A 23,044-nucleotide genomic window follows, 5' to 3' on the forward strand; every position below is an offset into this window, starting at 1 on the left:
CTCCCTTACAAGGAGGGGGTCGGCGGTTCGAGCCCGTCATCACCCACCATCGGGTCGTTAGCTCAGTTGGTAGAGCAGTTGACTTTTAATCAATTGGTCGCAGGTTCGAATCCTGCACGACCCACCAGTGTAGAAAGGCGCCCTAAAGGCGCCTTTTTGCTATGCAAAATCGGCAGGATGAGAACCTGTAGCAGTTTCGGGTCAAGCATCGCGAGACAACGTTGCCAGCGGCAACGGCCCGAAGGGCGAGGCGAAGCCGAGTCATCCTGCACGACCCACCAGTGTAGAAAGGCGCCCTAAAGGCGCCTTTTTGCTATGCAAAATCGGCAGGATGAGAACCTGTAGCAGGTTCGGGTCGAGCGTATGCGAGACCTTGCCAACGCTTTATCATTTTGGCGGCGTTAGATTCTTCCAGATATGCATCACCGCATAACTGCGCCACGGCTGCCAGACCAACGAACGTGCCTCCGCCTGCTTAGCGCTAACCCTGCCCAGATTCTGACGTATAATCACATCGCCTGCGGGAAACGCATTCGGCCAGCGCAGCGCGCGCATCGCGATATAAGACGCCGTCCAGTCACCGATGCCCGGCAGCTGTTTAAGCTTCTGCATCATCTCCTCAGGCTGCGTACAGCTATCCAGCTGCAACTCGCCGCTCGTGCAGGCGGCGGCCAGCGCCAGGATACAGCGTGCCCGCGCGCTCACAATGCCCAGGCTGGCAATCTCATCAATAGTTGCTTCGGCGATCCGCTGCGGCTGCGGTGCCAGCCGGGTCAACTCAGGGAAAGGGGTGGTAATCTCCTCGCCAAAAGCGCCGACAAAACGTCCGCCCAGCGTCGTGGCCGCTTTTACCGTAATCTGCTGACCCAGCACGGCGCGCACCGTCATCTCAAAGCCGTCAAAGGCGCCTGGCACGCGCAGTCCCGGATCGCGTTCGATACTTGCGGTGAGCAGCGGATCCTGACGCAAACATTCGTCAATAGCCTGCGGATGCGCATTGAGATCGAATAAGTTACGCAGGCGGCGCAGCAGCAGAGGCAGCGCGCCGGTCAACGTATGGGAAAACGTCACCTGCAGTGCATTCTTCGCCGCTGCATGTGTAACCCGAATCCAGCCACGATAACGTCCCAGCTGCACCGTGCGCGTATAGCTGTCACCATCGACCCATTCCACATTTTTTAGCGCACGCAGTCGCAGGAAATCGAGAATGGTTTGCCAGTTATAAGGCGGGCGATAGCCCAGCAGCAGCGTGGAAGCATCCAGTTGGCCAATCTCCTTTTCTCCGGCCGCGGCTTCTTTGCGCAGACGACCCGGCGGCATACGATAGCGCGCGTTAAATACATCATTAAAGCGTCGCAGGCTGCTAAAGCCGCTGGCGAAAGCGATCTCAGTAATCGGCAGGCGGGTTTCGGTCAGCAGCTGTTTCGCCAGCAGCAGGCGCCGGGTTTGTTTCAACTCCAGCGGAGAGACACCCAGTTCCTGCTGTACAATGCGTCGCAGCTGCCGCAGGCTCAGATTAAACCAGGCGGCGACTTCCTCCAGGCTGCTGACTTCATCAATCATCCCTTCATCGATACGCTGCAACAGCAAATCAGTAATGCGATGCGCGCTATCCACCGGCGCATTGCCCGGCGCCAGCTCAGGGCGACAACGTAAACAGGGACGGAAAGCGGCTTTCTCCGCGGCTTCCGCGCTGGCAAAAAACAGACAGTTTTCCCGTCGCGGCGCCTTGACCGGACAAACCGGACGGCAATAAATGCCGGTGGAGGTGACGCCAACAAAAAACAGGCCGTCGAAGCGCGTATCTTTGGAGGTAAGCGCCTGGTAAGCGGTATCATCGTTAATCATCTTTTTGCTCCACGGCGGATAGTTAACTTTATTTTAGGTTCTGACCGAGTATAAAACTCGCCGTTTTCGGACATGCGGTTTTTTTATTCTGCTGACCGAAAACAGCCGGAAAGCAGCATAAAATGCGTGATAATGAGCAGACTGAGCGGAGTATCGAGGAGAGAGGAAATGGGCTATTACAGCAAAAAAATGGTATCGCCGGTCGGCGAGCTGACGCTGTTCGCCAGCGAACGCGGACTGGCAGCGGTACTGTGGCCGAATGAATTAAGACGTATTCGACTGACGCCGGTAGAGGAAGATCCGCAGCATCCTTTATTACTGGAAACAGAACGGCAGCTTAACGCCTATTTCGCCGGCGAGCTGCGGGAATTTACCGTACCGCTCGATTTTAGCGGCACCGAATTTCAGAAAAAGGTCTGGCTGGCGCTCACCGCGATTCCCTATGGCGAAACGCGCAGCTATGCAGAGATCGCGCGCGAAATTGGTCATCCCGGCGCGGTCAGAGCCGTCGGCGCCGCGAACGGCAGAAATCCCATTTCGATTATCGCGCCCTGCCATCGGGTGATTGGTTCCAACGGTAAGCTGACCGGCTTTGCGGGAGGGCTGGAGGCGAAAGCCTTTCTGTTAGCCGTTGAAAAGCCTGATTTGCTGAGTCTGTAAAGCGCCGGTGCGGAGCGGTTAGCAACGCGCCGCGTAAAATGGGCGACAGCCGTCGCGTTTTCCTTTATCTTGTTTAGCATACAAAACCGATGTGGGTTTTATACCGTTATAAAGCGGTATAAATGCTGAATAAGTTAAGTTGATAAAACGAGAACGCTGTAATGAGCCTGTTGCCTGAGTTCGATAATTTCTATCCTTTCCCGCCCAAGCCTGCCCGTTTAAACGCCGAAGAAAAAAGCGCTTACCGTGAAAAGATCAAACAGCTGCTGCGTGAGCGTAATGCAGTGCTGGTAGCGCACTATTACACCGATCCGGAAATTCAGGCGCTGGCGGAAGAGACGGGCGGCTGCGTGGCGGACTCGCTGGAAATGGCGCGCTTTGGCAGCGCGCATCCCGCCTCAACCCTGCTGGTGGCGGGCGTGCGTTTTATGGGAGAAACGGCGAAAATTCTCAGCCCGGAAAAAACGATTCTGATGCCGACTCTGCAGGCGGAATGCTCGCTGGATCTTGGCTGCCCGATTGACGAGTTCAACGCCTTCTGTGATTGCCATCCCGACCGTACCGTGGTGGTTTATGCCAATACCTCGGCGGCAGTAAAAGCGCGCGCCGACTGGGTAGTGACGTCCAGCATTGCCGTTGAGCTGATTGAACATCTCGACAGCCTGGGCGAAAAAATTCTCTGGGCACCGGATCGTCATCTTGGCCGCTACGTGCAGCAGCAAACCGGGGCCGACGTGCTGTGCTGGCAGGGCGCCTGTATCGTACATGATGAGTTTAAAACCCAGGCGCTGCAGCAGATGAAAGGGCTTTATCCGCAGGCGGCGGTACTGGTTCACCCGGAGTCGCCGCAGGCGATTGTCGATCTGGCGGATGCGGTCGGTTCCACCAGCCAGCTGATCCAGGCGGCGAAAACCTTACCGCACCCGCAAATGATTGTTGCCACCGATCGCGGCATTTTCTATAAGATGCAGCAGGCGGTGCCGGAAAAAGTCCTGCTTGAGGCGCCGACCGCAGGCGAGGGGGCAACCTGTCGCAGCTGCGCGCACTGTCCGTGGATGGCGATGAATGGCCTGCAGGCGATTGCTGAAGGGCTGGAGCAGGGCGGGGCTGCGCATGAAATTCATGTGGATGCCGCGCTGCGCGAGCGCGCACTGCTGCCGCTCAATCGTATGCTGTCGTTTGCTGCGGATCTTAAACTTAACGTCAAAGGGAATGCCTGAACGGCATAAACCGGGGTGGCAGTATGGAATTTTTCAGCACGCAGAATATTTTGGTTCACATCCCGCTGGGCAAAGGCGGCTACGATCTCTCATGGATTGAAGCCGTCGGTACGCTGGCGGGCCTGCTTTGTATCTGGCTGGCCAGCCGCGAAAAAATCAGCAATTATCTGTTCGGGCTGATCAACGTTACGCTGTTCGCCATTATCTTTTTCCAGATCCAGCTCTACGCCAGCCTGCTGCTTCAGCTCTTCTTTTTTGCCGCCAATCTTTACGGCTGGTACGCCTGGAGCCGACAGAATGACAATGGCGTGGCGCTGCAAATCCGCTGGCTGCCGCGTGGCAAAGCGATAGCCTGGGGAGCGGGCAGCGTGGCGGCTATCGCATTGATGACAATATGGATCGATCCGGTTTTCGCGTTTCTTACCGAGCTGGCGGTCATGCTGATGCAGGCGCTGGGGCTGAAGGTGGCGATGCCGGAGCTGCAGCCTGACGCCTTCCCGTTCTGGGATTCCACCATGATGGTACTGTCGGTGGTGGCGATGATCCTGATGACGCGCAAATATGTAGAAAACTGGCTGCTGTGGGTGATCATTGATGTGATTAGCGTCTGGATATTCGCCCGTCAGGGCGTGTATGCAATGGCGCTGGAGTATCTGATTTTGACGCTGATCGCGCTTAACGGCAGCTGGCTGTGGATCAAGAGCGCGCGCCAGCACGGCACGCGCCCGTTAAATCCTTAGTGATGATGGTGGTGGTGATGGGCGTGCGAAGTCGCGCCCAACGTCAGACCGCAATCCTCTCCGGCGCAGGCCTGATATTCCATCTGCACGGTCGCGTGATCGATCTGATAGCGCTGGTGCAGATAGTGGTGAATACGCTGTAAAAGGGCATCATGATCGTAGGGCGGGATCACATGCACATGTAATGTCACCACCGGTTTTTCACCAACCTGCCACAGATGCACATGATGGACATTACGCACTTCCGGTATATTCAGCGTTAAATCACGCTTTAGCTTCTCGGCATCAATAGAAGCGGGCGCGCCCTCCAACAGCTCATGCAGGCTCTCTCTCATCAACGTCCAGGCGCTGCGCAATACCAGCGCGGACACCACTATCGACAGAATAGGATCGATGGGCGTCCAACCGGTAAACATAATGATCAGCGCGGCGACGATGGCACCTACCGATCCCAGTAAATCCCCCAGCACATGCAGCGCGGCCGCCCGCACGTTCATATTGCTTTCACCGCTGCCGCGATGCAGCAGCCAGAAAGAGAGCAGATTCGCCAGCAGACCAGCGATGGCGATGCCCAGCATAATGCCGCTCGCCACCGGCTGTGGCTGCCAGAAGCGACGCACGGCTTCCCAGACAATCAGCACGGTTATCACCAGCAGCGCCATGGCATTCACAAACGCGGCCAGCGTCGTCAGGCGTAGCCAGCCGAACGTATGGCTGGCATTTGGCTTACGCCTGGCAAACTGAACCGCCAGCAGCGCCATTAGCAGCGCTGCGGTATCGGTCAACATATGTCCGGCATCGGCCAGCAGCGCCAGCGAGCCGGAAAACAGGCCGCCTGCCACTTCAGCCAGCATAAACAGCGCGGTAACAATGAAAGCGGCGCGCAATCGTGAAAGATTGCCGTCATGTTCGGAATGCGAATGTTGATGCGTCATAGGTTTCCAGCCTGGTTAATAAATTGCTTGTTAATAATAACAGTAAATTAACGCTTTCCCGGCAGTCGAGATGTGCCTGCGCCTGTTCGACCAGTTGCTGACAACGCTGCTCGCCTTCGCTGATGTTGGCCAGCAACCAGCTGCCTTTCATACGATGGGCGCGCTTCGCCAGCGTTTCCCAGTCCTGTTGCTCCAGCGCCAGCCGGATGGCGTCGCTGTCTTCCTGCAGCGTCTGGCGCAGCGTGGCGATAACGGCGGGTAAGAAGGCGCGATCCTGGTTGGCAAGTTGCCAGAGCTGCTGCTCCAGGCCCGCCAGCGCATCTGTTGGGGGCCGGTTGCTCAGCGCTGCGCGCAGAGCGTTCAGGCTGACCGGCTTGATCATTATCTCATCGGCATCGCGCCAGGCCTCCGGGTGCTGCGCCAGTTGCGCATCGGCGCTGCAATAGATCAGCCGCGTGTGTTGTGCTGTATGGCGCTCGCGCCGTCGTAAAATGCGCGCCACCGTCGGGCCATCAGGACGCGGCATATTGTAGTCGATAAAAACGATGTCGAAGCGGCGCTTTTCTGTTGCCCGCAACAGCGCGCGGCCATCAGCGAAAACCTCAACTTCAGCGCCCAGCCAGTGCAATTGCTGCTGAATAACCAGCAAATTGGTCGGATGATCGTCAACGACGGCGATATTCAGCTGCCGCAGCGAAGGATCGGCATTGGCAGACGTCGGCGCCGCTGACGGCATCTCAGGCGCTAAGGTCAACGGCAGCGTTAAGGTAACCGTGGTGCCTGTGCCGGGCGCAGAACGGAGCGTAATCTCTCCGCCCATGCGCCGCGCTATTTCACGGCAAATTGACAGACCAAGCCCGCTACCCTGTACCGAACGGGCACGACCAGAAGGTGTTTGGTACCAGGGTTCGAACAATCGCTCCTGCTCCTCCAGCGGAATACCGCTGCCGCTGTCGGTAACGCAGAGCGTCAGCTGCGTATCCCTGACGGCCAGCGTCAGGGTAATCGCGCCGTGCGCGGTAAACTTCACCGCGTTACTGATTAAATTGGTGGCGATCTGTTGCAGACGACCACCGTCAAGCAGCACGCTGCGGGGAAGCGGCGTCAGGGCCGCGACGCTAAACTGCGGGCCGTCTGGCCGCATCAGCGGTGACCAGAAGTTAGCCAAATCGTCCAGCCACTGCTGCAGGCTCAGCGGCGCAGGTTGCAGGCTAAAGGTGTTATTTTCAATGCGCGAATGATCCTGCAAATCATTCAGCAAGCTCATCAGCGAGGTGGCGCTGCTGTGGATCAGCGTCAGGCTCTGAGCCTGCGGCTGACGGGCCATTTCCAGCTCCAGCAGGCCGAGAATCGCCTGCATTGGCGTGCGGAGTTCATGGCTGACGCTGGCCAGAAACTGGCTTTTCATCTGATTCGCGCGCTGCGCCGCTTCGCGCTCCTGTTCTATCTTTCGGCGCTGACGCGCTTCCTGGCGCTGTTGCCGCCAGCGTCGGATCAGTAACGTCAGCAGCAGCGCAATCGCCGCCAGCGCGGCAATAAACAGCGCCAGCGAAACGGAACGCATCGCGCCGCGCTCGGCGCCGCCGGGCTGGTTTTCATTGCTCCAGGCTTCGCGCATTCGCTGCTGGGTATCGGGCGGGATCTGTTGCAGCCCTTTATCGAGAATAGCCCGTAGCAGCGGCTGTTGCGCGTTAACGCCCATGGCAATAGGCCAGGCGGTATCGCTGGCGGCAAAGGCGAAGCGCACGGCGCCGCCGTAACGGCTCTGAATAAGCCAGCGCGCCGAGAGAACATTATCCACAACGGCATCCAGCTGCCCGTTAGCCAGCGCGTTATAGAGCCCTGGGCCGTCGTCAAAAGCCTGCACCTGAAGCCCATCAGGAATCAGCTGCTGCGCTAAATCGCCGCGGCGAATACCGATGCGTTTCCCCTGCAAATCGCGCCAGTGGGTGATATCCGGCGATAGCGAGCCGACATAAACGCCCCACAGCGCACGCCAGACCGGCAATGTGCTGCTTTCCAGCTCGCTGTTGCCAGAGAGCGGCTGCACCAGTTCAATCAGCGCCTGACCTGAGGCGACCCGCTCCCGCGCCTGCTGCGGATTGTTGACCCACAGCGGCATAAAGCGCAGCCCGGTACTTTGCCCCACGGCATTCAGTAAATCGACGCTATAGCCGCGCGCCTCGCCGTTCGCGTCGCGGTAGCTCCAGGGATAGTTATCTGCCAGCGCGCTGTAAACCACCTGCGGATGCTGTTGCAGCCAGCTCTTTTCCATCGTCGTCAGCTGCAGCGTATTGGTATCGGAGTAACGCGGCAGCGACATACTCCAGCGTCCCTGAATACCGTTAATCACCTCCAGCGGAAGCTGACGGATTGCCTGATTAAGCGCATCGCGCAGCGCAGCCTGCGGCGTAATGGCATACAGACTCAGCTCGCCTGGCTTCAGCGATGAGGCGATCTGGTAAATCTGCCCTTGCTGTAACTGGCCGAGCAGGAATCCGGCGCTGGTTTCGTCCGCCACCACATAATCATTTTGCTGGTTAAACAGCGTATAAAGTGCCTGCAAATCGCTGCTGTAGGTTTGCCAACGGTGCTGGCGGACAAATTGCGGATCGACCTGCTGCAGCGTACTGGCGCTAACGGCAATGCGCGCGTTCTGCGAATTGAACATCACCGGGCGCTGGTTTTGACGGCTGCGGTAGATGCGCAAGGGCGTGGTAAACCAGGCGTGCGTGGCGTAAAGATCGTCGGCGTGCTTTTGTCGCGGCACGCCAAAAGCGAGATCTTCCTTGCCCTGACGCAGCGCCTTCAACAGCGCTGCACCGTCGGGATAACTGGAGACGGTAAAGGTTGCGCCGGTCAGATTGCTTAGCGCAATCAGATAATCAGCGTTGATGCCATATAAATCCTTGCCGACAAACATATTCCAGGGCGCGCTGCTGGCCTGAAGGACGCCCACGCGCAGCGTTTTACGCCAGGGCAGCGTGGTGCCGCTCGGCATCATTAATTCCTGCGGCAACGGCATGCTGCTGACCGGGCGCCAGGCGGCAGAGGCGGGCGTGCATATCAGCAGCGCCAGCAGCAGCAGGCGAACTATTGCTGAGCTTTCCATAGGGCGGCCAGATCCAGCACCGAGCTGGCTCCGGTTTTCTCCAGAATATTCTTTTTGTGGGTGCTGACGGTTTTATTGCTGATATGCAGCTGGTGGGCGATCTGCAGGTTAGAAAAACCCTGAGCCAGCAACGACAGAATCTGCTGTTCTTTGCTGGTTAACAGCGGCGCTTCGCTGCTGGCAAGATCGGCAGGGAAGGCGGTCTGGCCGCCTAACACCGCCAGAATAGCGCTTAACAGCTGCGGCATACTCTGGCTTTTCACCACATAACCGGCGGCACCTGCCGCCTGCGCCAGCTGCATATAAAGCCGTTCGCTTTGCGCGGAGTAAATTAAAACCGATACCGTCGGAAAACGGCGTTTTAACCGCTTGAGCAGTTCAATGCCATTGCTGTCTGGCAGGCTTATATCAAGAATGACCAGCTGCGGAAGCTGTTGCTGCAGAGCCTGAAAGGCGGCTGCTTCACTGTCAACGGCGGCAAGGCTGAGGGGAATGGGCGCGGTGGTCAGGGCTGCGCTAAGTGCAACCTGCACCAGCGGGTGGTCGTCAATCAGTAACAGATGCGCCATAGCTATGCTTCTTTAATTATCAGAACGTCAGAATAGCGGATACTTTACCAGAAGCAATCGGCACGGCCGGATGGGAAATATCATTAAAACAAAAGCGTGACGTTATTTACCGGACAAAAATAAAGAGAGCCGCAGCTCTCTTTATTTTCAACAGGGCAAACCTGTTACTGCGTCGTGCCGTCGGTTTTACGGTCAACATCGCCGCCGCCCTGCTGTGTCTGAACTTTTTCATTCACGTTAGGACATTTGCCGTCTTTACACTGCGCATTTTGATCCATTTCATCGGCAGACATGCCATTGCTGCCTGCAGTCGGCGTGCTGCTGCCCGAACCGGTTTGATTAAGACCGGAGTTATTAATTTTGCTGTTATCTACATTATTTGGCGGCAGATTCTCTTTGGCGCCTGGAGCCACTGCGCCCGCGTCCGCTGCCTGATTGGCTGTGCCGTTATTTCCCGTCGCCGCCAGTGCGGCGCCGCTGCCAAGCGTCATTGCTGCTGTCAGGACTGCAATTGCAAACTTATTCATAATTATGCTCCCGTTAATTATTGATAGTTGCTGACGAAACCTGATAGAACTTTTAAATCATCTTTTCATGCAGGCGAAACAATATATCGCCCAGACAACGTCTGACGAAAACATCTGATGAAAATAATAAATTTTTAAGAACTAACGGTTAAAAGTGTAGTAAGGAACCAAAGAAACGCAAATCACCTGGCTGCCGTGCTGGCGCAAAGGCGATTTACAGCAGGGTATTCACGGGATAAATTGGGCAGCTTGTGCCCGTTACACACCGGGCAAAATAATGAATGGATAGCTTATGAATTACCAGAATGATGATTTAAGAATCAAAGAGATAAAAGAACTTTTACCGCCGGTTGCGTTATTAGAAAAATTCCCGGCCACGGAAAAAGCGGCCGCGACCGTCGCCGCTTCCCGCCTGGCGATCCACAAAATTCTTAAAAATGAAGATGACCGCCTGCTGGTGATTATCGGCCCCTGTTCTATTCACGACGTTGACGCGGCGAAAGAGTATGCGTCGCGCCTGCTGACGCTGCGCGAATCCCTGAGCGGCGAATTAGAAATCGTCATGCGCGTCTATTTTGAAAAACCGCGTACGACGGTGGGCTGGAAAGGGCTGATTAACGATCCGATGATGGACGGCAGCTTCCAGATTAATGACGGTTTGCGCATCGCCCGTAAGCTGCTGCTGGAGATCAACGATACCGGTCTGCCTGCTGCAGGCGAGTTCCTGGATATGATTACGCCGCAATATCTGGCGGATTTGATGAGCTGGGGCGCCATCGGCGCGCGTACTACCGAATCTCAGGTGCATCGTGAGCTGGCTTCCGGGCTTTCCTGTCCGGTGGGCTTCAAAAACGGCACCGACGGCACCATCAAAGTGGCGATCGACGCCATTAACGCCGCCGGTTCGCCGCACTGCTTCCTGTCGGTCACCAAATATGGCCATTCCGCGATTGTGGAAACCAGCGGCAATAGCGACTGTCATATTATTCTGCGCGGCGGCAAAGAGCCGAATTACAGCGCGCAGCATGTTAGCGCGGTGAAAGCGGGGCTGGAGAAAGCGGGCCTGCCGGCGCAGGTGATGATCGATTTCAGCCATGCGAACAGCAGCAAGCAGTTCCAGCGTCAAATGGTGGTGGCTGACGATGTGGCGCAGCAGATTAGCGGCGGCGGACAGAGCATTATCGGCGTGATGATTGAAAGCCATCTGGTTGAAGGCAATCAAAGCCTCGAAAGCGGCGAGCCGCTGGTTTACGGCAAAAGCGTGACGGATGCCTGCATCGGCTGGGAAGATACCGAGAAGGTGTTGCAGCAGCTGGCGGCAGCGGTAAAAGCGCGCCGGGGCGTTTAAAACCCGCTAAGCAGCGCATAAGCGCCAATAAAAAAACCCGCCGATCGGCGGGTTTTTTATGCAGAACGAATTACTTCGCTTTGCCCTGGTTCGCTACCGCTGCGGCTTTCGCTGCGATTTCGTCAGCGTCGCCCAGATAGTAGTGTTTGATGGGCTTGAAGTTTTCATCGAACTCATAAACCAGCGGTACGCCGGTCGGGATGTTGAGTTCGAGGATCTCTTCTTCGCTCATATCGTCCAGGTATTTCACCAGCGCGCGCAGAGAGTTACCGTGCGCGGCGATGATCACTTTCTCACCGCTTTTCAGGCGCGGCAGAATGGATTCATTCCAGTAAGGAATTACGCGTTCGATGGTCAGCGCCAGGCTTTCAGTGGTCGGCAGCTGCTCAGCGGTCAGTTTCGCATAGCGCGGATCGTGGCCAGGGAAACGCTCGTCGCTGCGATCCAGCTCCGGCGGCGTCACCGCGAAGCCGCGACGCCACTGTTTCACCTGATCGTCGCCATATTTTTCAGCGGTTTCAGCTTTGTTCAGACCCTGCAACGCACCGTAGTGACGTTCGTTCAGACGCCAGGATTTTTCAACCGGCAGCCAGGCCTGATCCAGTTCGTCGAGAATGTTCCACAGGGTGTGAATTGCGCGCTTCAGTACGGAGGTGTAAGCGAAATCAAAGGTAAAACCTTCTTTTTTCAGCAGCTGACCTGCTGCTTTCGCTTCTCCGCGGCCCTTATCGGAAAGATCAACATCGTACCATCCGGTAAAGCGGTTTTCGTTGTTCCACTGGCTTTCGCCGTGGCGCACCAGAACCAGCTTAGTTACAGCCATAGCTTAACTCCTTAACGCTCGTATGATAATGAAAGCATTATATTGCCGTCGCGCGCGGCACGGCAATTGATAGTGCCCTACCATAGCGGAAATCTACGCAGGGCGTAAGTAGTTAGCCTGCGCGATGCCTGTTTTTCAGCCTGTTGTTATTCCGCCGTTAATGTATAGCGGGTAACACTGTAATAGGTTTCACCTGGTTGTAACCAACAGTCAGGCTGAGGCCATTCAGGATGGTTCGGCGAGTCCGGCAGGAACTCGCTTTCCAGCGCGATGCCCTGGAATGCATTATAGCTGCCCTGGTCGCGTGCGGGCGTGCCTTCCAGATAATTGCCGCTGTAGAACTGGAGCGCGGATGCCGAAGTGTGTACCGTTAGCTTCAGTTTGCTGTCCGCCGACCAGAGCTGTGCGGCGGGCTGTTGCGCCTCGCGCGGATTGAGCAAAAAGGCGTGATCGTAACCCTGCACCAGGCGCTGATCTTCATCCTGCAAAAAGTCGCGGCCAATGGATTTTGGCTGGCGGAAATCAAAGCCGCCGTTCTCCACCGGCTGCAGCGGCGCGCGCGGAATGCCTTCGCTGCTGACCGGCAGATAGCTGTCGGCGCTGAGCTGCAGCGTATGCTGGCGCGCATCGCCGTGATGCGCATCCAGGTTGAAATAGGCGTGGTTGGTCAGATTGACCGGGCAGGGCCGATCGACCTGCGCCTCCCAACTGATGGTCAGGCAGTTATTATCATCCAGACGGTACTCCACCTGCGCCACTAAATTGCCGGGATAGCCCTGATCGCCATCGGGCGAATCGATGCGGTAACGCACGCTGTTTTCGCTCTGGTTGACAATCTGCCAGCGCCGTTTGTCAAAGCCTTCCGGCCCGCCGTGCAGCTGATGCGCGCCCTGGTTCGCCAGCAGCGTAATGCCGGCCTCGTTCAGGCGGGCATTGGCGATGCGATTCGCATAGCGCCCGACGGTCGCGCCGAGATAGGCGGTCTGGTTAAGGTAATCGGATGGCGTGGCGCAGCCCAGCAGCGCCTCGCGCACGCTGCCATCTTTCATCGGCACACGCGCCGACAACCAGGTGGCGCCCCAGTCCATAAAAGTGGCCACCATTCCGTTGCCGTTGCGCAGCACGGTAATGCGCCACGGCTGCCCATCGGGCGCCAGTGACGTTGCCTCGTTTAGCATTGTCCCGCTCCTTCCGATGCCTGACAGACGTAAAAGGTCTCTTTGATGCCGGTTTTGGCTTCGTACTGGCTGGCGACCGCCGCTTTGACCGGCTCGACCAGATCGAGCGGCATCAGCGCCACTACGCAGCCGCCGAAGCCGCCGCCGGTCATGCGCACGCCGCCTTTATCGCCGATTACCTCTTTCACCAGCTCAACCAGCAGATCGATTGGCGGTACGGTAATTTCAAAGTCATCGCGCATGGAAGCGTGTGACTCCGCCATCAGCTCGCCCATACGTTTCAGGTCGCCTTTGCTCAGCGCTTCGGCGGCTTCCAGCGTACGTGCATTTTCGGTCAACACATGGCGAACGCGTTTCGCGACCTGCGCATCCAGTTCATGCTCGACCGCCCGGAACTGTTCAATATCTATATCACGCAGCGCGGGCTGGCTAAAGAAGCGCGCACCGGTTTCGCACTGTTCGCGGCGGGTGTTATATTCGCTGCCGACCAGGCTGCGGCGGAAGTTGGAGTTGATAATCACTACCGCCACGTCTTTCGGCATCGGCACCGCACGCGTGCCCAGCGTGCGGCAGTCGAGCAGCATCGCATGATCTTTTTTACCCAGTGCCGAAATCAGCTGGTCCATAATGCCGCAGTTGCAGCCAACAAACTGGTTCTCCGCTTCCTGGCCGTTCACCGCGATTTCAGCGCCATCCAGCGGCAGATGATAAAGCTGTTGGAACACCGTGCCGACCGCCACTTCCAGCGAGGCGGAGGAACTCAGGCCTGCGCCCTGCGGCACGTTGCCGCTAATCACCAGATCGGCGCCGTTAAAATTGCTGTTGCGCTGCTGTAAGTGTTTCACCACGCCGCGCACGTAGTTAGCCCACATCGGCTCTTTCACGCTCATGATCGGCTCATCCAGCGAGAAAATGTCCTGCTGGTTATCGTAATCGACGGCGATCACCCGCACCTGGCGATCGTCGCGTTTCGCGCAGCTGATCACCGTTTGATAATCGATCGCGCAGGGCAGCACGAAACCGTCGTTGTAGTCGGTATGCTCGCCAATCAGGTTGACGCGGCCCGGCGCCTGAATCGTGTGGGTCGGCTGATAGCCGAACTGCTGCTGGAAAATCTGGGCGGTAGTGGTTTTAACGTCATTCTGAGTCTCCCGTCTGGCGGAAATGAATATCACTGACAGAACGCAGGCGCTCCGCTGCCTGCTCTGCGGTTAAGTCACGCTGGGTTTCTGCCAGCATTTCGTACCCAACCATAAATTTACGTACCGTCGCTGAACGCAGCAGCGGCGGATAAAAATGGGCGTGCAACTGCCAGTGGCTGTTCTCTTCGCCATTAAACGGTGCGCCGTGCCAGCCCATCGAGTAGGGGAAGGAACACTGAAACAGGTTATCGTAGCGGCTGGTCAGCTTTTTCAGTGCCAGCGCCAGGTCGCTGCGCTGCGCCTCGGTGAGATCCACCAGACGCAGAATATGGGTTTTCGGCAGCAGCAGCGTTTCAAACGGCCAGGCGGCCCACCAGGGCACCACCGCCAGCCAGTGTTCAGTTTCCACTACGGTGCGGCTGCCATCTTTCAGTTCACGCGCCACGTAATCCACCAGCATCGGCGAGCCGTGCTGCTGCCAGTAAGTGCGCTGATGTTGATCTTCGCGCTGTACTTCATTCGGCAGAAAGCTGTTCGCCCAGACCTGACCATGAGGATGTGGGTTAGAGCAGCCCATCGCCGCGCCTTTATTTTCAAAAACCTGTACCCATGGATAGTGCTGGCCCAGCTCGGCGGTTTGCTGCTGCCAGGTGCTGACCACTTCTTCCAGTGCCGTCAGGCTCAGCTCCGGCAGCGTTTTGCTGTGATCTGGCGAAAAACAGATGACCCGGCTGGTGCCGCGTGCGCTTTCACAGCGCATCAGCATATCGTCGCTCTGCGGCGCTTCCGGCGTATCAACCATTAGCGCGGCAAAGTCATTTTTAAAAACGTAGGTGCCGGAATAGTCAGGGTTTTTATCGCCGGTGACACGCGTATTGCCCGGACAGAGGAAACAGTCGGGATCGTGTTTCGGCAGTTGTTGTACGGCCGGAGCCTCCTGCGCGCCCTGCCATGGGCGTTTAGCGCGGTGCGGAGAAACCAGTACCCACTGATCGGTCAGCGGATTGTAACGGCGATGCGGGTGATCGACCGGATTGAATTTTTCCATGTTGTGTCCTGATAGCTGACTTAATCGCAGAATAAAAAAATAGCACAGTGTAAAACGCGAAAGCGTGATCCAGTCTGGATAAATGGAATCGTTTACACAAGCTGAAAATTCTTATTTGCCAGATGGCATGGCGTATGCGGCGCAGGGCTTTTATTTTGCATGAGGAAAATATGGTAACGGTTACACTTGTTCAAATTGCGGTCATACGCTTAAACGCGGCAATAAAGAAAAGAGCAGAGACGGCATGGAAAAGAAAGGGATGCGGGAAAAACGAAGACGGTAAGATCGCCGGTGAAGCGGTAAAGCGGTAAAGCGGTAAAGCGGTAAAGCGGTAAAGCGGTGAAGCGGTGAAGCTGGGTAACTGAAAATTGGCAACCAGGATGGCAGGGTAAGCAGGAAGGTTAGGCAAGTCAGGCAAAAAAGCATTTTCTGCGGCCTGAGCAACAGCAACAGCAACAGCAACAGCAACAGCTTCGGCCCGGCGTCACCGGGCCTTCCCTTTAGCTCAGCGCATCGATCTGATATCCATAACGGCCATCCTGCGGCACAAAGCTCAAACGATGAGTAATACACTGCGGCGCATCTTCTGCATGATGTGAAACGAACAGCAGCTGCGTCCGGCCTTCGGCAATCAGCACGTCAACGAAACGGCGTACCAGCTGTCGATTAATTGGATCCAGTCCCTGCAGCGGCTCATCAAGGATCAGCAGCGTCGGATGTTTCACCAGCGCACGCGCAATCAATACCAGCCGCTGCTGGCCCCAGGAGAGGCTATGAAACGGCGCATCCGCCAGCTTTTCCATGCCCAGCAGCGCCAGCCAGCTATTGGCAAGCGTTCGCTGCCGATCGGAAACCGCCTGATAAAGCCCAATGGAATCAAAATAGCCGGAGAGAATAACGTTGCGCACGCTGATGGCGACGCGATAATCCAGATGCAGGCTGCTGCTGACGTAGCCGATATGCTGCTTAATATCCCAGATGGTTTCGCCGCTGCCGCGCCGCCGTCCAAACAGCGTTAAATCATTGCTGTAGCCCTGCGGATGATCGCCGGTAACCAGACTCAGCAGGGTAGATTTCCCGGCGCCGTTCGGCCCAACGATTTGCCAGTGCTGGCCTGGTTTTACTTCCCAGCTCAGGCCATGCAGCACCGGCTGGTCGTTGTAGCTCACCACGCCGTTTTTCAACACGATCCGCGCTTCATCGGGCGCCAGCTGCGGCTGCTGCGCAGGATTATCCGCCTCCGGCAGCGCCATTCCGGCCAGACGTTCGCTGTGCGCCAGCTGTGCAATGAGCGCTTCTTCCAGCACCTCGCTGCGTGCGCCGACATGCGTTAAATGGCACTCCGCCAGCACGCCGATGCGCTCAACAAAAGCGGGAATATCATCAAACCGATTCAGCACCAGCACCAGCGTATAGCCCTGCTGATGCAGCTCCTCAAGCAGCGCGGCAAGGCTGGCGCGCGAAGCGGTATCCAGCCCGTCGAAAGGCTCGTCCAGCACCAGCAGATCGGGCTGAGCCATCAGCGCCTGGCAGAGTAAGGTTTTGCGCGTTTCGCCGGTGGAGAGATATTTAAAGCGGCGATCCAGCAGGTATTCAATGCCGAACAGCTGCGCCAGCTGACGACAGCGCGCCGCATCTTTTACCTCGTCCTGAATCATTTCTGCTGCGGTGCGGCCAGTATCCTCTTCGCCTTCGCTAAGCAGATCGGTATTGTTACGTTGCCACTCTTCCTGCACCAGCTTTTGCAGCTTTTCCAGCGACAGGCGCGTCGGGCGCGCAAAATCATGCTGAACGCTGCCCTGTAACGGTGGGAGTTCACCGGTTAGCGCGCGCGCCAGCGAAGATTTGCCGCTGCCGTTCGCCCCCACAAAAGCCCAGCTTTGGCCGCTTTGCAGCGTTAAATCGTTAAGCGTCAGTATTCGGGTATCGCTAAGACGAAACGTGCCTTGCGAAATTTGCAACGTAGCCATTTTTCATTCCGTTTTTTGCAGCGTGAAAAACCTTTCTAATGGCTGGCTGGAGGCTTGTCAAACGGCCATAACGGATTCAGAGCAGCGTCGCGATAATCACCCGATCGGCATTAAAATGTGCTATTACCACGGCGCCTGGCTGTAGATTTTGCTGGGCGACTTGCTCATTGCTAACGGTGGCGCATAAAGTCTCGCCGCTCGCCAGGCTCATCAGCACTTCGCTCTGCTGCTCGCCGCGTTCAATGGCGTTGATAGTGCAGGGGAGCTGATTATCAGCCCCGGAGGCGTCTCGGCTGACTTCAATCCAAGGCGCTTTAATTAACAGCAGCACCTCTTTTCCGGCGCTGAGCTGAAGACGATCGGCGCTCTGGCGTGTCAGGGCCGCTTTCAGGCGCGTCTGACCATCGGCCAGCAACACCTCCAGATGCTGCTGCACCTGCTCTGCATCGCGGTGCAGCACGGTACCGAACAGCTGATTGCGCGCGCTGGTCTGCAGTGAAAAGCGGGCAATCGCGGCCAACAGGCTATCCAGCGGCAGCCCATCGTCCTGCAGCACATCAAAGGCCTTCTGCTGGATTTGCTCCAGCAAACGGAACAGTTCAATAAGACGTTCGCCGTAGCGCGTCAGCTGCGCGCCGCCGCCGCCTTTGCCGCCGGTGGCGCGTTCTACCAGCGTGCGCTCCGCCAGCTGGTTCATCTCATTAATCGCATCCCAGGCGCTTTTATAGCTGATGCCCGCCAGCTTTGCGCCCTGACTAATGGAACCGGTATGCTTGATCTGCTGTAGCAGCGCAATCCGGCGCGGATCGGCAAACAGCTTCTGCTGTAGTCGAATAATCAGTGAAATATCAGCCTGCATACGAAGCCCTGTAAAGTGAACCTGGCGCAATTGTAAAAGAGGCGGCAGAGGGTGTCACGGCGTTACGGCGCGCCGTTTAAGGAAAGGTAAAGCGCACAAAAGGCCAGTGCGTTTTTTATCACATTGGTTAAAATAGTTTTTTTACCGCAATAAACGAGGCAACTATGCTGGAGTTATTAAAAAGCCTTGCTGTCGCCGTGATCATGGTGCCGATCGTAATGGCGATTATCCTTGGCCTGATCTATGGCCTTGGCGAAGTCTTTAACGTCATTTCAAAATTCGGTCATCGTAATGACCAACCGGCAAAGCATCGTCAGTAAGCTTACCGCACTCTCTTTCTTTATCGCAGGGCCGACATGATGTCGGCCCTGCTGTTTTCGCTCTCCGCGCTTTCGCTTTGATCAAACGTATGACAGCCTTCCCGGTATCGTTATAGTATGCGCTACATAACGTAACCGGGAGAAAACTATGTCTGTTGTTAAATGGGGTCACTGGCTGGGCGCTGCAGCCATCAGCCTGAGCGTCGCAGGCCACGCCGTGGCGGCGGAAAATATCACTGTTTTTGCGGCGGCGTCGCTGACCAACGCGCTACAGGATATTGTCAGCCAGTATGAAAAAAATAAGCATGAGATAAAAATCGTCACCTCTTATGCTTCCTCTTCAACGCTGGCGCGCCAGATAGAGCAGGGCGCACCCGCCGATCTGTTTATTTCTGCCGATCAGCAGTGGATGGATTACGCGGCGCAGAAAAACAGCATTGAGCAGGATTCCCGCTACACGCTGCTGGGCAACGATCTGGTACTGATCGCACCTGCAGATGCCCATGCCAAAGCGGTCAGCATCGATAAAAATACCGACTGGAAAAGCCTGTTAAAAGGCCAGCGTATCGCTACCGGCGACCCGGACCATGTTCCGGCAGGAATTTATGCGAAAGAGGCCTTACAAAATCTTGGAGCCTGGGATACGCTGTCGCCGGTTATGGCGCGCGCCAATAATGTGCGAGCCGCACTGGCGCTGGTGGAACGTAACGAAACGCCTTACGGCATCGTTTACGGTTCCGACGCCGTAGCCAGCAAAAACGTGACGGTGGTGGGACGTTTCCCGGAAAACAGCCATAAGCCGGTTGAGTATCCGATGGCCATCGTTAAAGATCATCGTCAGCCCATGGTCAGCGCGTTTTATGACTACCTCAAAGGACCTGAGGCGGCGGCAATATTTAAAAAATATGGATTTACCCCACGCTAATGATACTGAGTGATGTTGAATGGCAGGCTGTTGAACTCAGCCTGAAAGTCTCTGCCATTGCCGTTATTGCCAGTTTGCCGTTAGGCATTTTTCTCGCCTGGCTGCTGGCGCGCTGTCAGTTCCGCGGCAAAGCGCTGCTGGACAGCCTGATTCATCTGCCGCTGGTGCTGCCGCCAGTAGTGGTGGGCTATCTGCTGTTATTGTCGCTGGGACGGCGCGGCTGGCTTGGCGCATGGTTGTATGACTGGTTCGGCATCAGCTTTGCCTTTAGCTGGCGCGGCGCGGCGTTAGCGGCCGCGGTGGTGGCACTGCCGCTGATGGTGCGGGCAATTCGCCTGGCGCTGGAAGCGGTCGATCCGAAACTGGAGCAGGCGGCGCGCACCTTAGGCGCCGGTCGCTGGCGGGTTTTTTTTACCATCACGCTGCCATTAACGCTGCCCGGACTGATCGCCGGCACCGTTCTTGCCTTCGCCCGTTCGCTGGGCGAATTCGGTGCCACCATTACTTTTGTCTCTAATATTCCTGGCGAAACCCGCACCATTCCGCTGGCGATGTTTACCCTGTTAGAAATGCCGGGGGCCGAAGCCAACGCCGCCAGGCTCTGCCTGATTGCTATCGCGCTGGCGTTGATCTCGCTATTGCTGTCGGAATGGCTGGCCCGCTGGGGCCGTAAGCGTCTGGGGGGCTGATGCTGGAACTTAATTTTACGCTGCAACAGGGCGACAGCACGTTGCAGATCGATACTCAGCTGCCGGCCAAAGGCATTACTGCCGTTTTTGGCGTCTCCGGCGCGGGAAAAACCTCGTTGATCAACGCTATCGCCGGGCTGGCGCAGCCGCAGCAGGGTTTTATTCGCCTGAATGGCCGCACGCTCAGCAATGCTGAGGAAAAAGTCTGGCTGCCGCCGGAAAAACGGCGCATCGGCTATGTCTTTCAGGAGGCGCGCCTCTTTCCTCATTATCGGGTGCGCGGCAATTTGCGCTACGGCATGGCGAAAAGCCGCCAGCCGCAGTTTGATGCACTGGTCAATCTTTTGGGCATCGGTGAGTTGCTGGATCGTTTTCCCTGGTCGCTTTCCGGCGGTGAAAAACAGCGGGTCGCCATTGGCCGCGCGCTGCTTACCGCGCCCGATATTTTGCTAATGGATGAGCCGCTGGCGGCGCTGGATCTGCCGCGCAAACGCGAACTGCTGCCCTATCTGCAAAAGCTGGCGAAGCAGGTGGATATTCCTCTGCTTTATGTTTCGCATAGCCTGGATGAGATTTTACAGCTGGCCGATCGGGTATTGGTGTTGGACAACGGACAAGTGAAAGCCTCCGGCACGCTGGAGGAGGTCTGGAGCAGCAGCGCGCTGCGTCCGTGGCTGCCGCGTAGCGAACAAAGCACCGTGTTGCGCGTACAGGTGCTGGAGCAGCATCCCGATTACGCGATGACCGCGCTTTCGCTGGGCGATCAGCATATTTGGGTCAGCCGTGTCGACGCGCCGCAGAAAACGCCGCTGCGTATTCGTATTCAGTCGGCGGATGTGTCGTTAACGCTTCAACCGCCGCTGAACAGCACCATTCGTAATGTGCTGCCTGCCCAGGTCAGCGAGCTGATTGAGGTGGATAATCAGCAGGTCGAGGTCAAACTGCGCATCGGTGCCAGCGAGCTGTGGGCGCGTATTACGCCCTGGGCGCGCGATGAACTGGCGATCAAGCCGGGAATGTGGCTGTTTGCCCAGATTAAAAGCGTTTCAATCAGCTCCTGATGCCTGACAGCGTATAAAGCGGGCGGAGCCGGCAACCCGATCGGCTCCGCCAGGCAAAGAAACGCCTTCAGCGGCGGAAAAACGCCGCCTGCGATTACAGCACTTCGCGGCGGATCGTCTCGGCAATACCCGGTTCGAGATTGGTGCCGATCACCCGCGCGGCGCGTGCTTTAATCGCCTCATCGGCATTGCCCATCGCCACGCCCAGCCCGACATTTTCCAGCATGCTGAGATCGTTATAGTTATCACCGAACGCCAGCACATCCTTCATCTCCAGCCCCTGTGACGCCACCCATTCCGCCAGGCGTTTGCCTTTGCTGTTGCCCGCCTGCGCAATATCCACCTGATCGTGCCACGACCATTCGCACGCCAGCCCCAGCTCCTGTTCGACGCTATCGGCAAACTGCTGTAGCGCTCGCGTATCGGGATGAGAAAGGGCGAACTTCCAGATCGCCTGCGCATCTTGTGCGGCGGCGGCTAAATCGGGCACCTGCAAAAACAGCGGACGCTGATGAGGCGGCAGCGACTCAGCCCACAAGAGCGTGCGCTCCACATGACCGGTCGGCGTCTGATAGAGCATCGCATCATCGACATACAGCAGTCCGTGGATTGCCTGCTGATCAAGCATTTCAATTACTTTTAGTGCCTGTGGTTTTGCCAGCGGATCGGCGGAAAGCACTTTTTTTGCCTGATAATCATACAAATAAGTACCGTTACAGCAGATTGCAGGTGTATCTAACGCCAGCGCCTGATAAAAAGGATGAATGGCGCAGTGATGACGTCCGGTCACAATCAGGATTTTCACCCCGGCCCGTTTCGCCTCGGCCAGCGCGGCCAAAGATTCAGGAAGAATAGTTTTACGCGGCGTCAGCAGCGTACCGTCAAGGTCGAGGGCAATCACGCGATAGCTCATAGTTAATTCCGCCAGTCATTATTAGCAAAGCAGCGATGTTACACCCTGCGACGCCGGGCACCAAATGACAGCGGCAGAAACAATCCGACGGGCGTGGTAAAACGCGCTACCCTTTGCCTCAGGTAAAAAATTACAGGTAATAAGACAAGGAGAATTCATGAAGCAAGTTGTGTATACCGCCAGTCCCGAAAGCCAGCAGATTCACGTCTGGCGTATGAGCGAGGAGGGCGCGCTGACGCTGTTGCAGGTCGTGGACGTCGCCGGTCAGGTGCAGCCGATGGTGGTCAATCCAACCCAGCCCTTTTTATATGTCGGCGTGCGCCCGCAGTTCCGCACTATCGCTTACCGCATCGCGGAAGATGGCACTCTGAGCGAAGCGGGCCAGGCATCGCTGCCCGGTAGCCCGACGCATATCTCGACCGATCGCCAGGGCAAATTCCTGTTTTGCGGCTCCTATAACGACGCCTGCGTCAGCATCAGTCCGATTGGTGCCGACGGCGTGCCGCTGGAGCCGAGCCAGGTGATTAATGGTCTGGAAGGCTGCCACTCCGCCAATATCGGCAGTGATAATCAGACGCTGTTCGTACCGGCGCTGAAGCAGGATCGTATCTGCCTGTTTGATGTTCACGCTACGGGTAAACTGACGCCGCATCAGCAACCGCAGGTGACAACCGTCGAGGGCGCAGGCCCGCGTCATATGGTATTCCACCCAAATCAGCAGTACGCCTATTGCGTTAACGAACTTAACAGCACGGTAGACGTCTGGCAGCTGCGCAACGCTAACGGCGAGGTCGAGTGCGTTCAGAGCCTGGATATGCAGCCTGCTGATTTCACCGGCACGCGCTGGGCGGCGGATATTCACTTAACGCCGAATGGCCGTCATCTTTACGCCTGCGATCGTACCTCCAGCACCCTGACAATCTTTAGCGTCAGCGAAGATGGCGGATTATTAACGCTGGAAGGGCATCAGCCGACCGAAACGCAGCCACGCGGTTTTAATATTGATCAAAGCGGACAATATTTGGTGGCGGCCGGGCAGAAATCGCACCATATCGAAGTCTACCGCATCGGCGGCGAGCAGGGGCTGTTAACGCCGCTGGCACGCTACGCGGTCGGCCAGGGTCCGATGTGGGTGGTGATCCACGCGCTGTAAAACT

21 protein-coding genes, 1 tRNA gene and 1 other RNA gene are annotated in these 23,044 nt (G+C 56.9%); 11 read left to right on the forward strand and 12 right to left on the reverse strand.

The genetic code is table 11. The features are described from left to right. Positions 1-51 precede the first annotated feature (51 nt). Both P3C52_RS04195 and P3C52_RS04200 read left to right on the forward strand, forming a co-directional pair. Positions 52-127 (forward strand) — tRNA-Lys (locus P3C52_RS04195). A 29-nt stretch (positions 128-156) separates the two neighbouring features. Further along, positions 157-281: non-coding RNA, RtT sRNA (locus tag P3C52_RS04200), on the forward strand. A gap of 106 nt (positions 282-387) precedes the next feature. Here the strand turns inward: P3C52_RS04200 and P3C52_RS04205 are convergent. Next, on the reverse strand, positions 388-1,848 hold the full coding sequence (locus P3C52_RS04205) for an AlkA N-terminal domain-containing protein (protein ID WP_275553954.1): 1,461 nt from the start codon (positions 1,846-1,848) through the stop codon (positions 388-390). A gap of 168 nt (positions 1,849-2,016) precedes the next feature. Here P3C52_RS04205 and P3C52_RS04210 point away from each other — a divergent pair, with 168 nt between their 5' ends. The 3 genes from P3C52_RS04210 (at position 2,017) to pnuC (ending at position 4,468) form a co-directional block, all read left to right on the forward strand. After that, on the forward strand, positions 2,017-2,508 hold the full coding sequence (locus P3C52_RS04210) for a methylated-DNA--[protein]-cysteine S-methyltransferase (RefSeq protein WP_275553955.1): 492 nt from the start codon (positions 2,017-2,019) through the stop codon (positions 2,506-2,508). Positions 2,509-2,669: 161 nt separating this feature from the next. Next, positions 2,670-3,728, forward strand: coding sequence for a quinolinate synthase NadA (gene nadA / locus P3C52_RS04215; protein ID WP_275553956.1), 1,059 nt, complete (start codon positions 2,670-2,672; stop codon positions 3,726-3,728). 23 nt (positions 3,729-3,751) lie between these two features. Further along, entirely contained in the window at positions 3,752-4,468 is a 717-nt protein-coding gene (pnuC, locus tag P3C52_RS04220) for a nicotinamide riboside transporter PnuC (protein ID WP_275553957.1), read from the forward strand. Here the strand turns inward: pnuC and zitB are convergent. The 4 genes from zitB to P3C52_RS04240 form a co-directional block, all read right to left on the reverse strand. Further along, positions 4,465-5,403 (reverse strand): CDF family zinc transporter ZitB, encoded by a 939-nt coding sequence (zitB, locus tag P3C52_RS04225; RefSeq protein ID WP_275553958.1) that lies wholly within the window; start codon positions 5,401-5,403, stop codon positions 4,465-4,467. The genes pnuC and zitB overlap by 4 nt on opposite strands. After that, entirely contained in the window at positions 5,372-8,515 is a 3,144-nt protein-coding gene (locus P3C52_RS04230) for a transporter substrate-binding domain-containing protein (protein WP_275553959.1), read from the reverse strand. The genes zitB and P3C52_RS04230 overlap by 32 nt, the downstream gene beginning before the upstream one ends. Further along, positions 8,497-9,084 (reverse strand): response regulator transcription factor, encoded by a 588-nt coding sequence (locus P3C52_RS04235; RefSeq protein WP_275553960.1) that lies wholly within the window; start codon positions 9,082-9,084, stop codon positions 8,497-8,499. The genes P3C52_RS04230 and P3C52_RS04235 overlap by 19 nt, the downstream gene beginning before the upstream one ends. A 164-nt stretch (positions 9,085-9,248) precedes the next feature. Beyond that, positions 9,249-9,611 (reverse strand): YbgS-like family protein, encoded by a 363-nt coding sequence (locus P3C52_RS04240; protein WP_275553961.1) that lies wholly within the window; start codon positions 9,609-9,611, stop codon positions 9,249-9,251. A 292-nt stretch (positions 9,612-9,903) separates the two neighbouring features. Between P3C52_RS04240 and aroG the strand changes: the two genes are divergently transcribed. Continuing rightward, on the forward strand, positions 9,904-10,959 hold the full coding sequence (gene aroG / locus P3C52_RS04245; protein ID WP_275553962.1) for a 3-deoxy-7-phosphoheptulonate synthase AroG: 1,056 nt from the start codon (positions 9,904-9,906) through the stop codon (positions 10,957-10,959). A gap of 70 nt (positions 10,960-11,029) precedes the next feature. Here aroG and gpmA read toward each other — a convergent pair whose 3' ends face one another. The 6 genes from gpmA to modE form a co-directional block, all read right to left on the reverse strand. Beyond that, the gene (gene gpmA, locus P3C52_RS04250; protein ID WP_275553963.1) at positions 11,030-11,782 is read right to left on the reverse strand and encodes a 2,3-diphosphoglycerate-dependent phosphoglycerate mutase; all 753 of its coding nucleotides are present in this window, start codon (positions 11,780-11,782) and stop codon (positions 11,030-11,032) included. A gap of 146 nt (positions 11,783-11,928) precedes the next feature. Next, positions 11,929-12,960 (reverse strand): galactose-1-epimerase, encoded by a 1,032-nt coding sequence (galM, locus tag P3C52_RS04255; RefSeq protein ID WP_275553964.1) that lies wholly within the window; start codon positions 12,958-12,960, stop codon positions 11,929-11,931. Beyond that, positions 12,954-14,075: a galactokinase gene (gene galK, locus P3C52_RS04260; RefSeq protein WP_275554119.1), complete on the reverse strand. Its 1,122-nt coding sequence runs from the start codon at positions 14,073-14,075 to the stop codon at positions 12,954-12,956. Before galK ends, galM begins: the two co-directional genes overlap by 7 nt. A 22-nt stretch (positions 14,076-14,097) precedes the next feature. Then, complete coding sequence (gene galT, locus P3C52_RS04265) at positions 14,098-15,150, reverse strand: galactose-1-phosphate uridylyltransferase (RefSeq protein ID WP_275553965.1); 1,053 nt, start codon at positions 15,148-15,150, stop codon at positions 14,098-14,100. A 500-nt stretch (positions 15,151-15,650) separates the two neighbouring features. Next, positions 15,651-17,120, reverse strand: a complete 1,470-nt coding sequence (modF, locus tag P3C52_RS04270; RefSeq protein ID WP_275553966.1) for a molybdate ABC transporter ATP-binding protein ModF — start codon at positions 17,118-17,120, stop codon at positions 15,651-15,653. A 76-nt stretch (positions 17,121-17,196) separates the two neighbouring features. Beyond that, positions 17,197-17,979, reverse strand: coding sequence for a molybdenum-dependent transcriptional regulator (gene modE / locus P3C52_RS04275; protein WP_275553967.1), 783 nt, complete (start codon positions 17,977-17,979; stop codon positions 17,197-17,199). A gap of 164 nt (positions 17,980-18,143) precedes the next feature. Here modE and P3C52_RS04280 point away from each other — a divergent pair, with 164 nt between their 5' ends. From P3C52_RS04280 to modC, 4 genes are all read left to right on the forward strand, one after another. Beyond that, on the forward strand, positions 18,144-18,299 hold the full coding sequence (locus P3C52_RS04280; protein ID WP_085067555.1) for an AcrZ family multidrug efflux pump-associated protein: 156 nt from the start codon (positions 18,144-18,146) through the stop codon (positions 18,297-18,299). A gap of 148 nt (positions 18,300-18,447) precedes the next feature. Then, complete coding sequence (gene modA / locus P3C52_RS04285; RefSeq protein ID WP_275553968.1) at positions 18,448-19,224, forward strand: molybdate ABC transporter substrate-binding protein; 777 nt, start codon at positions 18,448-18,450, stop codon at positions 19,222-19,224. Continuing rightward, positions 19,224-19,913: a molybdate ABC transporter permease subunit gene (gene modB / locus P3C52_RS04290; protein ID WP_275553969.1), complete on the forward strand. Its 690-nt coding sequence runs from the start codon at positions 19,224-19,226 to the stop codon at positions 19,911-19,913. The genes modA and modB overlap by 1 nt, the downstream gene beginning before the upstream one ends. After that, the gene (gene modC, locus P3C52_RS04295; protein WP_275553970.1) at positions 19,913-20,974 is read left to right on the forward strand and encodes a molybdenum ABC transporter ATP-binding protein ModC; all 1,062 of its coding nucleotides are present in this window, start codon (positions 19,913-19,915) and stop codon (positions 20,972-20,974) included. The genes modB and modC overlap by 1 nt, the downstream gene beginning before the upstream one ends. Positions 20,975-21,068: 94 nt before the next feature. On the opposite strand, the gene P3C52_RS04300 is transcribed toward modC, so the two are convergent. Continuing rightward, entirely contained in the window at positions 21,069-21,887 is an 819-nt protein-coding gene (locus P3C52_RS04300) for a pyridoxal phosphatase (protein ID WP_275553971.1), read from the reverse strand. Between the two features lie 157 nt (positions 21,888-22,044). Between P3C52_RS04300 and pgl the strand changes: the two genes are divergently transcribed. Beyond that, positions 22,045-23,040 carry a 6-phosphogluconolactonase gene (pgl, locus tag P3C52_RS04305; RefSeq protein ID WP_275553972.1) on the forward strand — a complete coding sequence of 332 codons (996 nt, stop codon included), beginning with the start codon at positions 22,045-22,047 and terminating at the stop codon, positions 23,038-23,040. Positions 23,041-23,044: the final 4 nt, after the last annotated feature.

The sequence above is a fragment of the Mixta sp. Marseille-Q2659 genome, assembly GCF_940807255.1.
GTDB lineage: Bacteria > Pseudomonadota > Gammaproteobacteria > Enterobacterales > Enterobacteriaceae > Mixta.

Excerpts from the sequence above, each read along its gene's own strand:
- P3C52_RS04205 (WP_275553954.1), bottom strand. The coding sequence starts at position 1,848 with ATGATTAACGATGATACCGCTTACCAGGCGCTTACCTCCAAAGATACG.
- P3C52_RS04210 (WP_275553955.1), top strand. The coding sequence starts at position 2,017 with ATGGGCTATTACAGCAAAAAAATGGTATCGCCGGTCGGCGAGCTGACG.
- nadA (WP_275553956.1), top strand. The coding sequence starts at position 2,670 with ATGAGCCTGTTGCCTGAGTTCGATAATTTCTATCCTTTCCCGCCCAAG.
- pnuC (WP_275553957.1), top strand. The coding sequence starts at position 3,752 with ATGGAATTTTTCAGCACGCAGAATATTTTGGTTCACATCCCGCTGGGC.
- zitB (WP_275553958.1), bottom strand. The coding sequence starts at position 5,403 with ATGACGCATCAACATTCGCATTCCGAACATGACGGCAATCTTTCACGA.
- P3C52_RS04230 (WP_275553959.1), bottom strand. The coding sequence starts at position 8,515 with ATGGAAAGCTCAGCAATAGTTCGCCTGCTGCTGCTGGCGCTGCTGATA.
- P3C52_RS04235 (WP_275553960.1), bottom strand. The coding sequence starts at position 9,084 with ATGGCGCATCTGTTACTGATTGACGACCACCCGCTGGTGCAGGTTGCA.
- P3C52_RS04240 (WP_275553961.1), bottom strand. The coding sequence starts at position 9,611 with ATGAATAAGTTTGCAATTGCAGTCCTGACAGCAGCAATGACGCTTGGC.
- aroG (WP_275553962.1), top strand. The coding sequence starts at position 9,904 with ATGAATTACCAGAATGATGATTTAAGAATCAAAGAGATAAAAGAACTT.
- gpmA (WP_275553963.1), bottom strand. The coding sequence starts at position 11,782 with ATGGCTGTAACTAAGCTGGTTCTGGTGCGCCACGGCGAAAGCCAGTGG.
- galM (WP_275553964.1), bottom strand. The coding sequence starts at position 12,960 with ATGCTAAACGAGGCAACGTCACTGGCGCCCGATGGGCAGCCGTGGCGC.
- galT (WP_275553965.1), bottom strand. The coding sequence starts at position 15,150 with ATGGAAAAATTCAATCCGGTCGATCACCCGCATCGCCGTTACAATCCG.
- modF (WP_275553966.1), bottom strand. The coding sequence starts at position 17,120 with ATGGCTACGTTGCAAATTTCGCAAGGCACGTTTCGTCTTAGCGATACC.
- modE (WP_275553967.1), bottom strand. The coding sequence starts at position 17,979 with ATGCAGGCTGATATTTCACTGATTATTCGACTACAGCAGAAGCTGTTT.
- P3C52_RS04280 (WP_085067555.1), top strand. The coding sequence starts at position 18,144 with ATGCTGGAGTTATTAAAAAGCCTTGCTGTCGCCGTGATCATGGTGCCG.
- modA (WP_275553968.1), top strand. The coding sequence starts at position 18,448 with ATGTCTGTTGTTAAATGGGGTCACTGGCTGGGCGCTGCAGCCATCAGC.
- modB (WP_275553969.1), top strand. The coding sequence starts at position 19,224 with ATGATACTGAGTGATGTTGAATGGCAGGCTGTTGAACTCAGCCTGAAA.
- modC (WP_275553970.1), top strand. The coding sequence starts at position 19,913 with ATGCTGGAACTTAATTTTACGCTGCAACAGGGCGACAGCACGTTGCAG.
- P3C52_RS04300 (WP_275553971.1), bottom strand. The coding sequence starts at position 21,887 with ATGAGCTATCGCGTGATTGCCCTCGACCTTGACGGTACGCTGCTGACG.
- pgl (WP_275553972.1), top strand. The coding sequence starts at position 22,045 with ATGAAGCAAGTTGTGTATACCGCCAGTCCCGAAAGCCAGCAGATTCAC.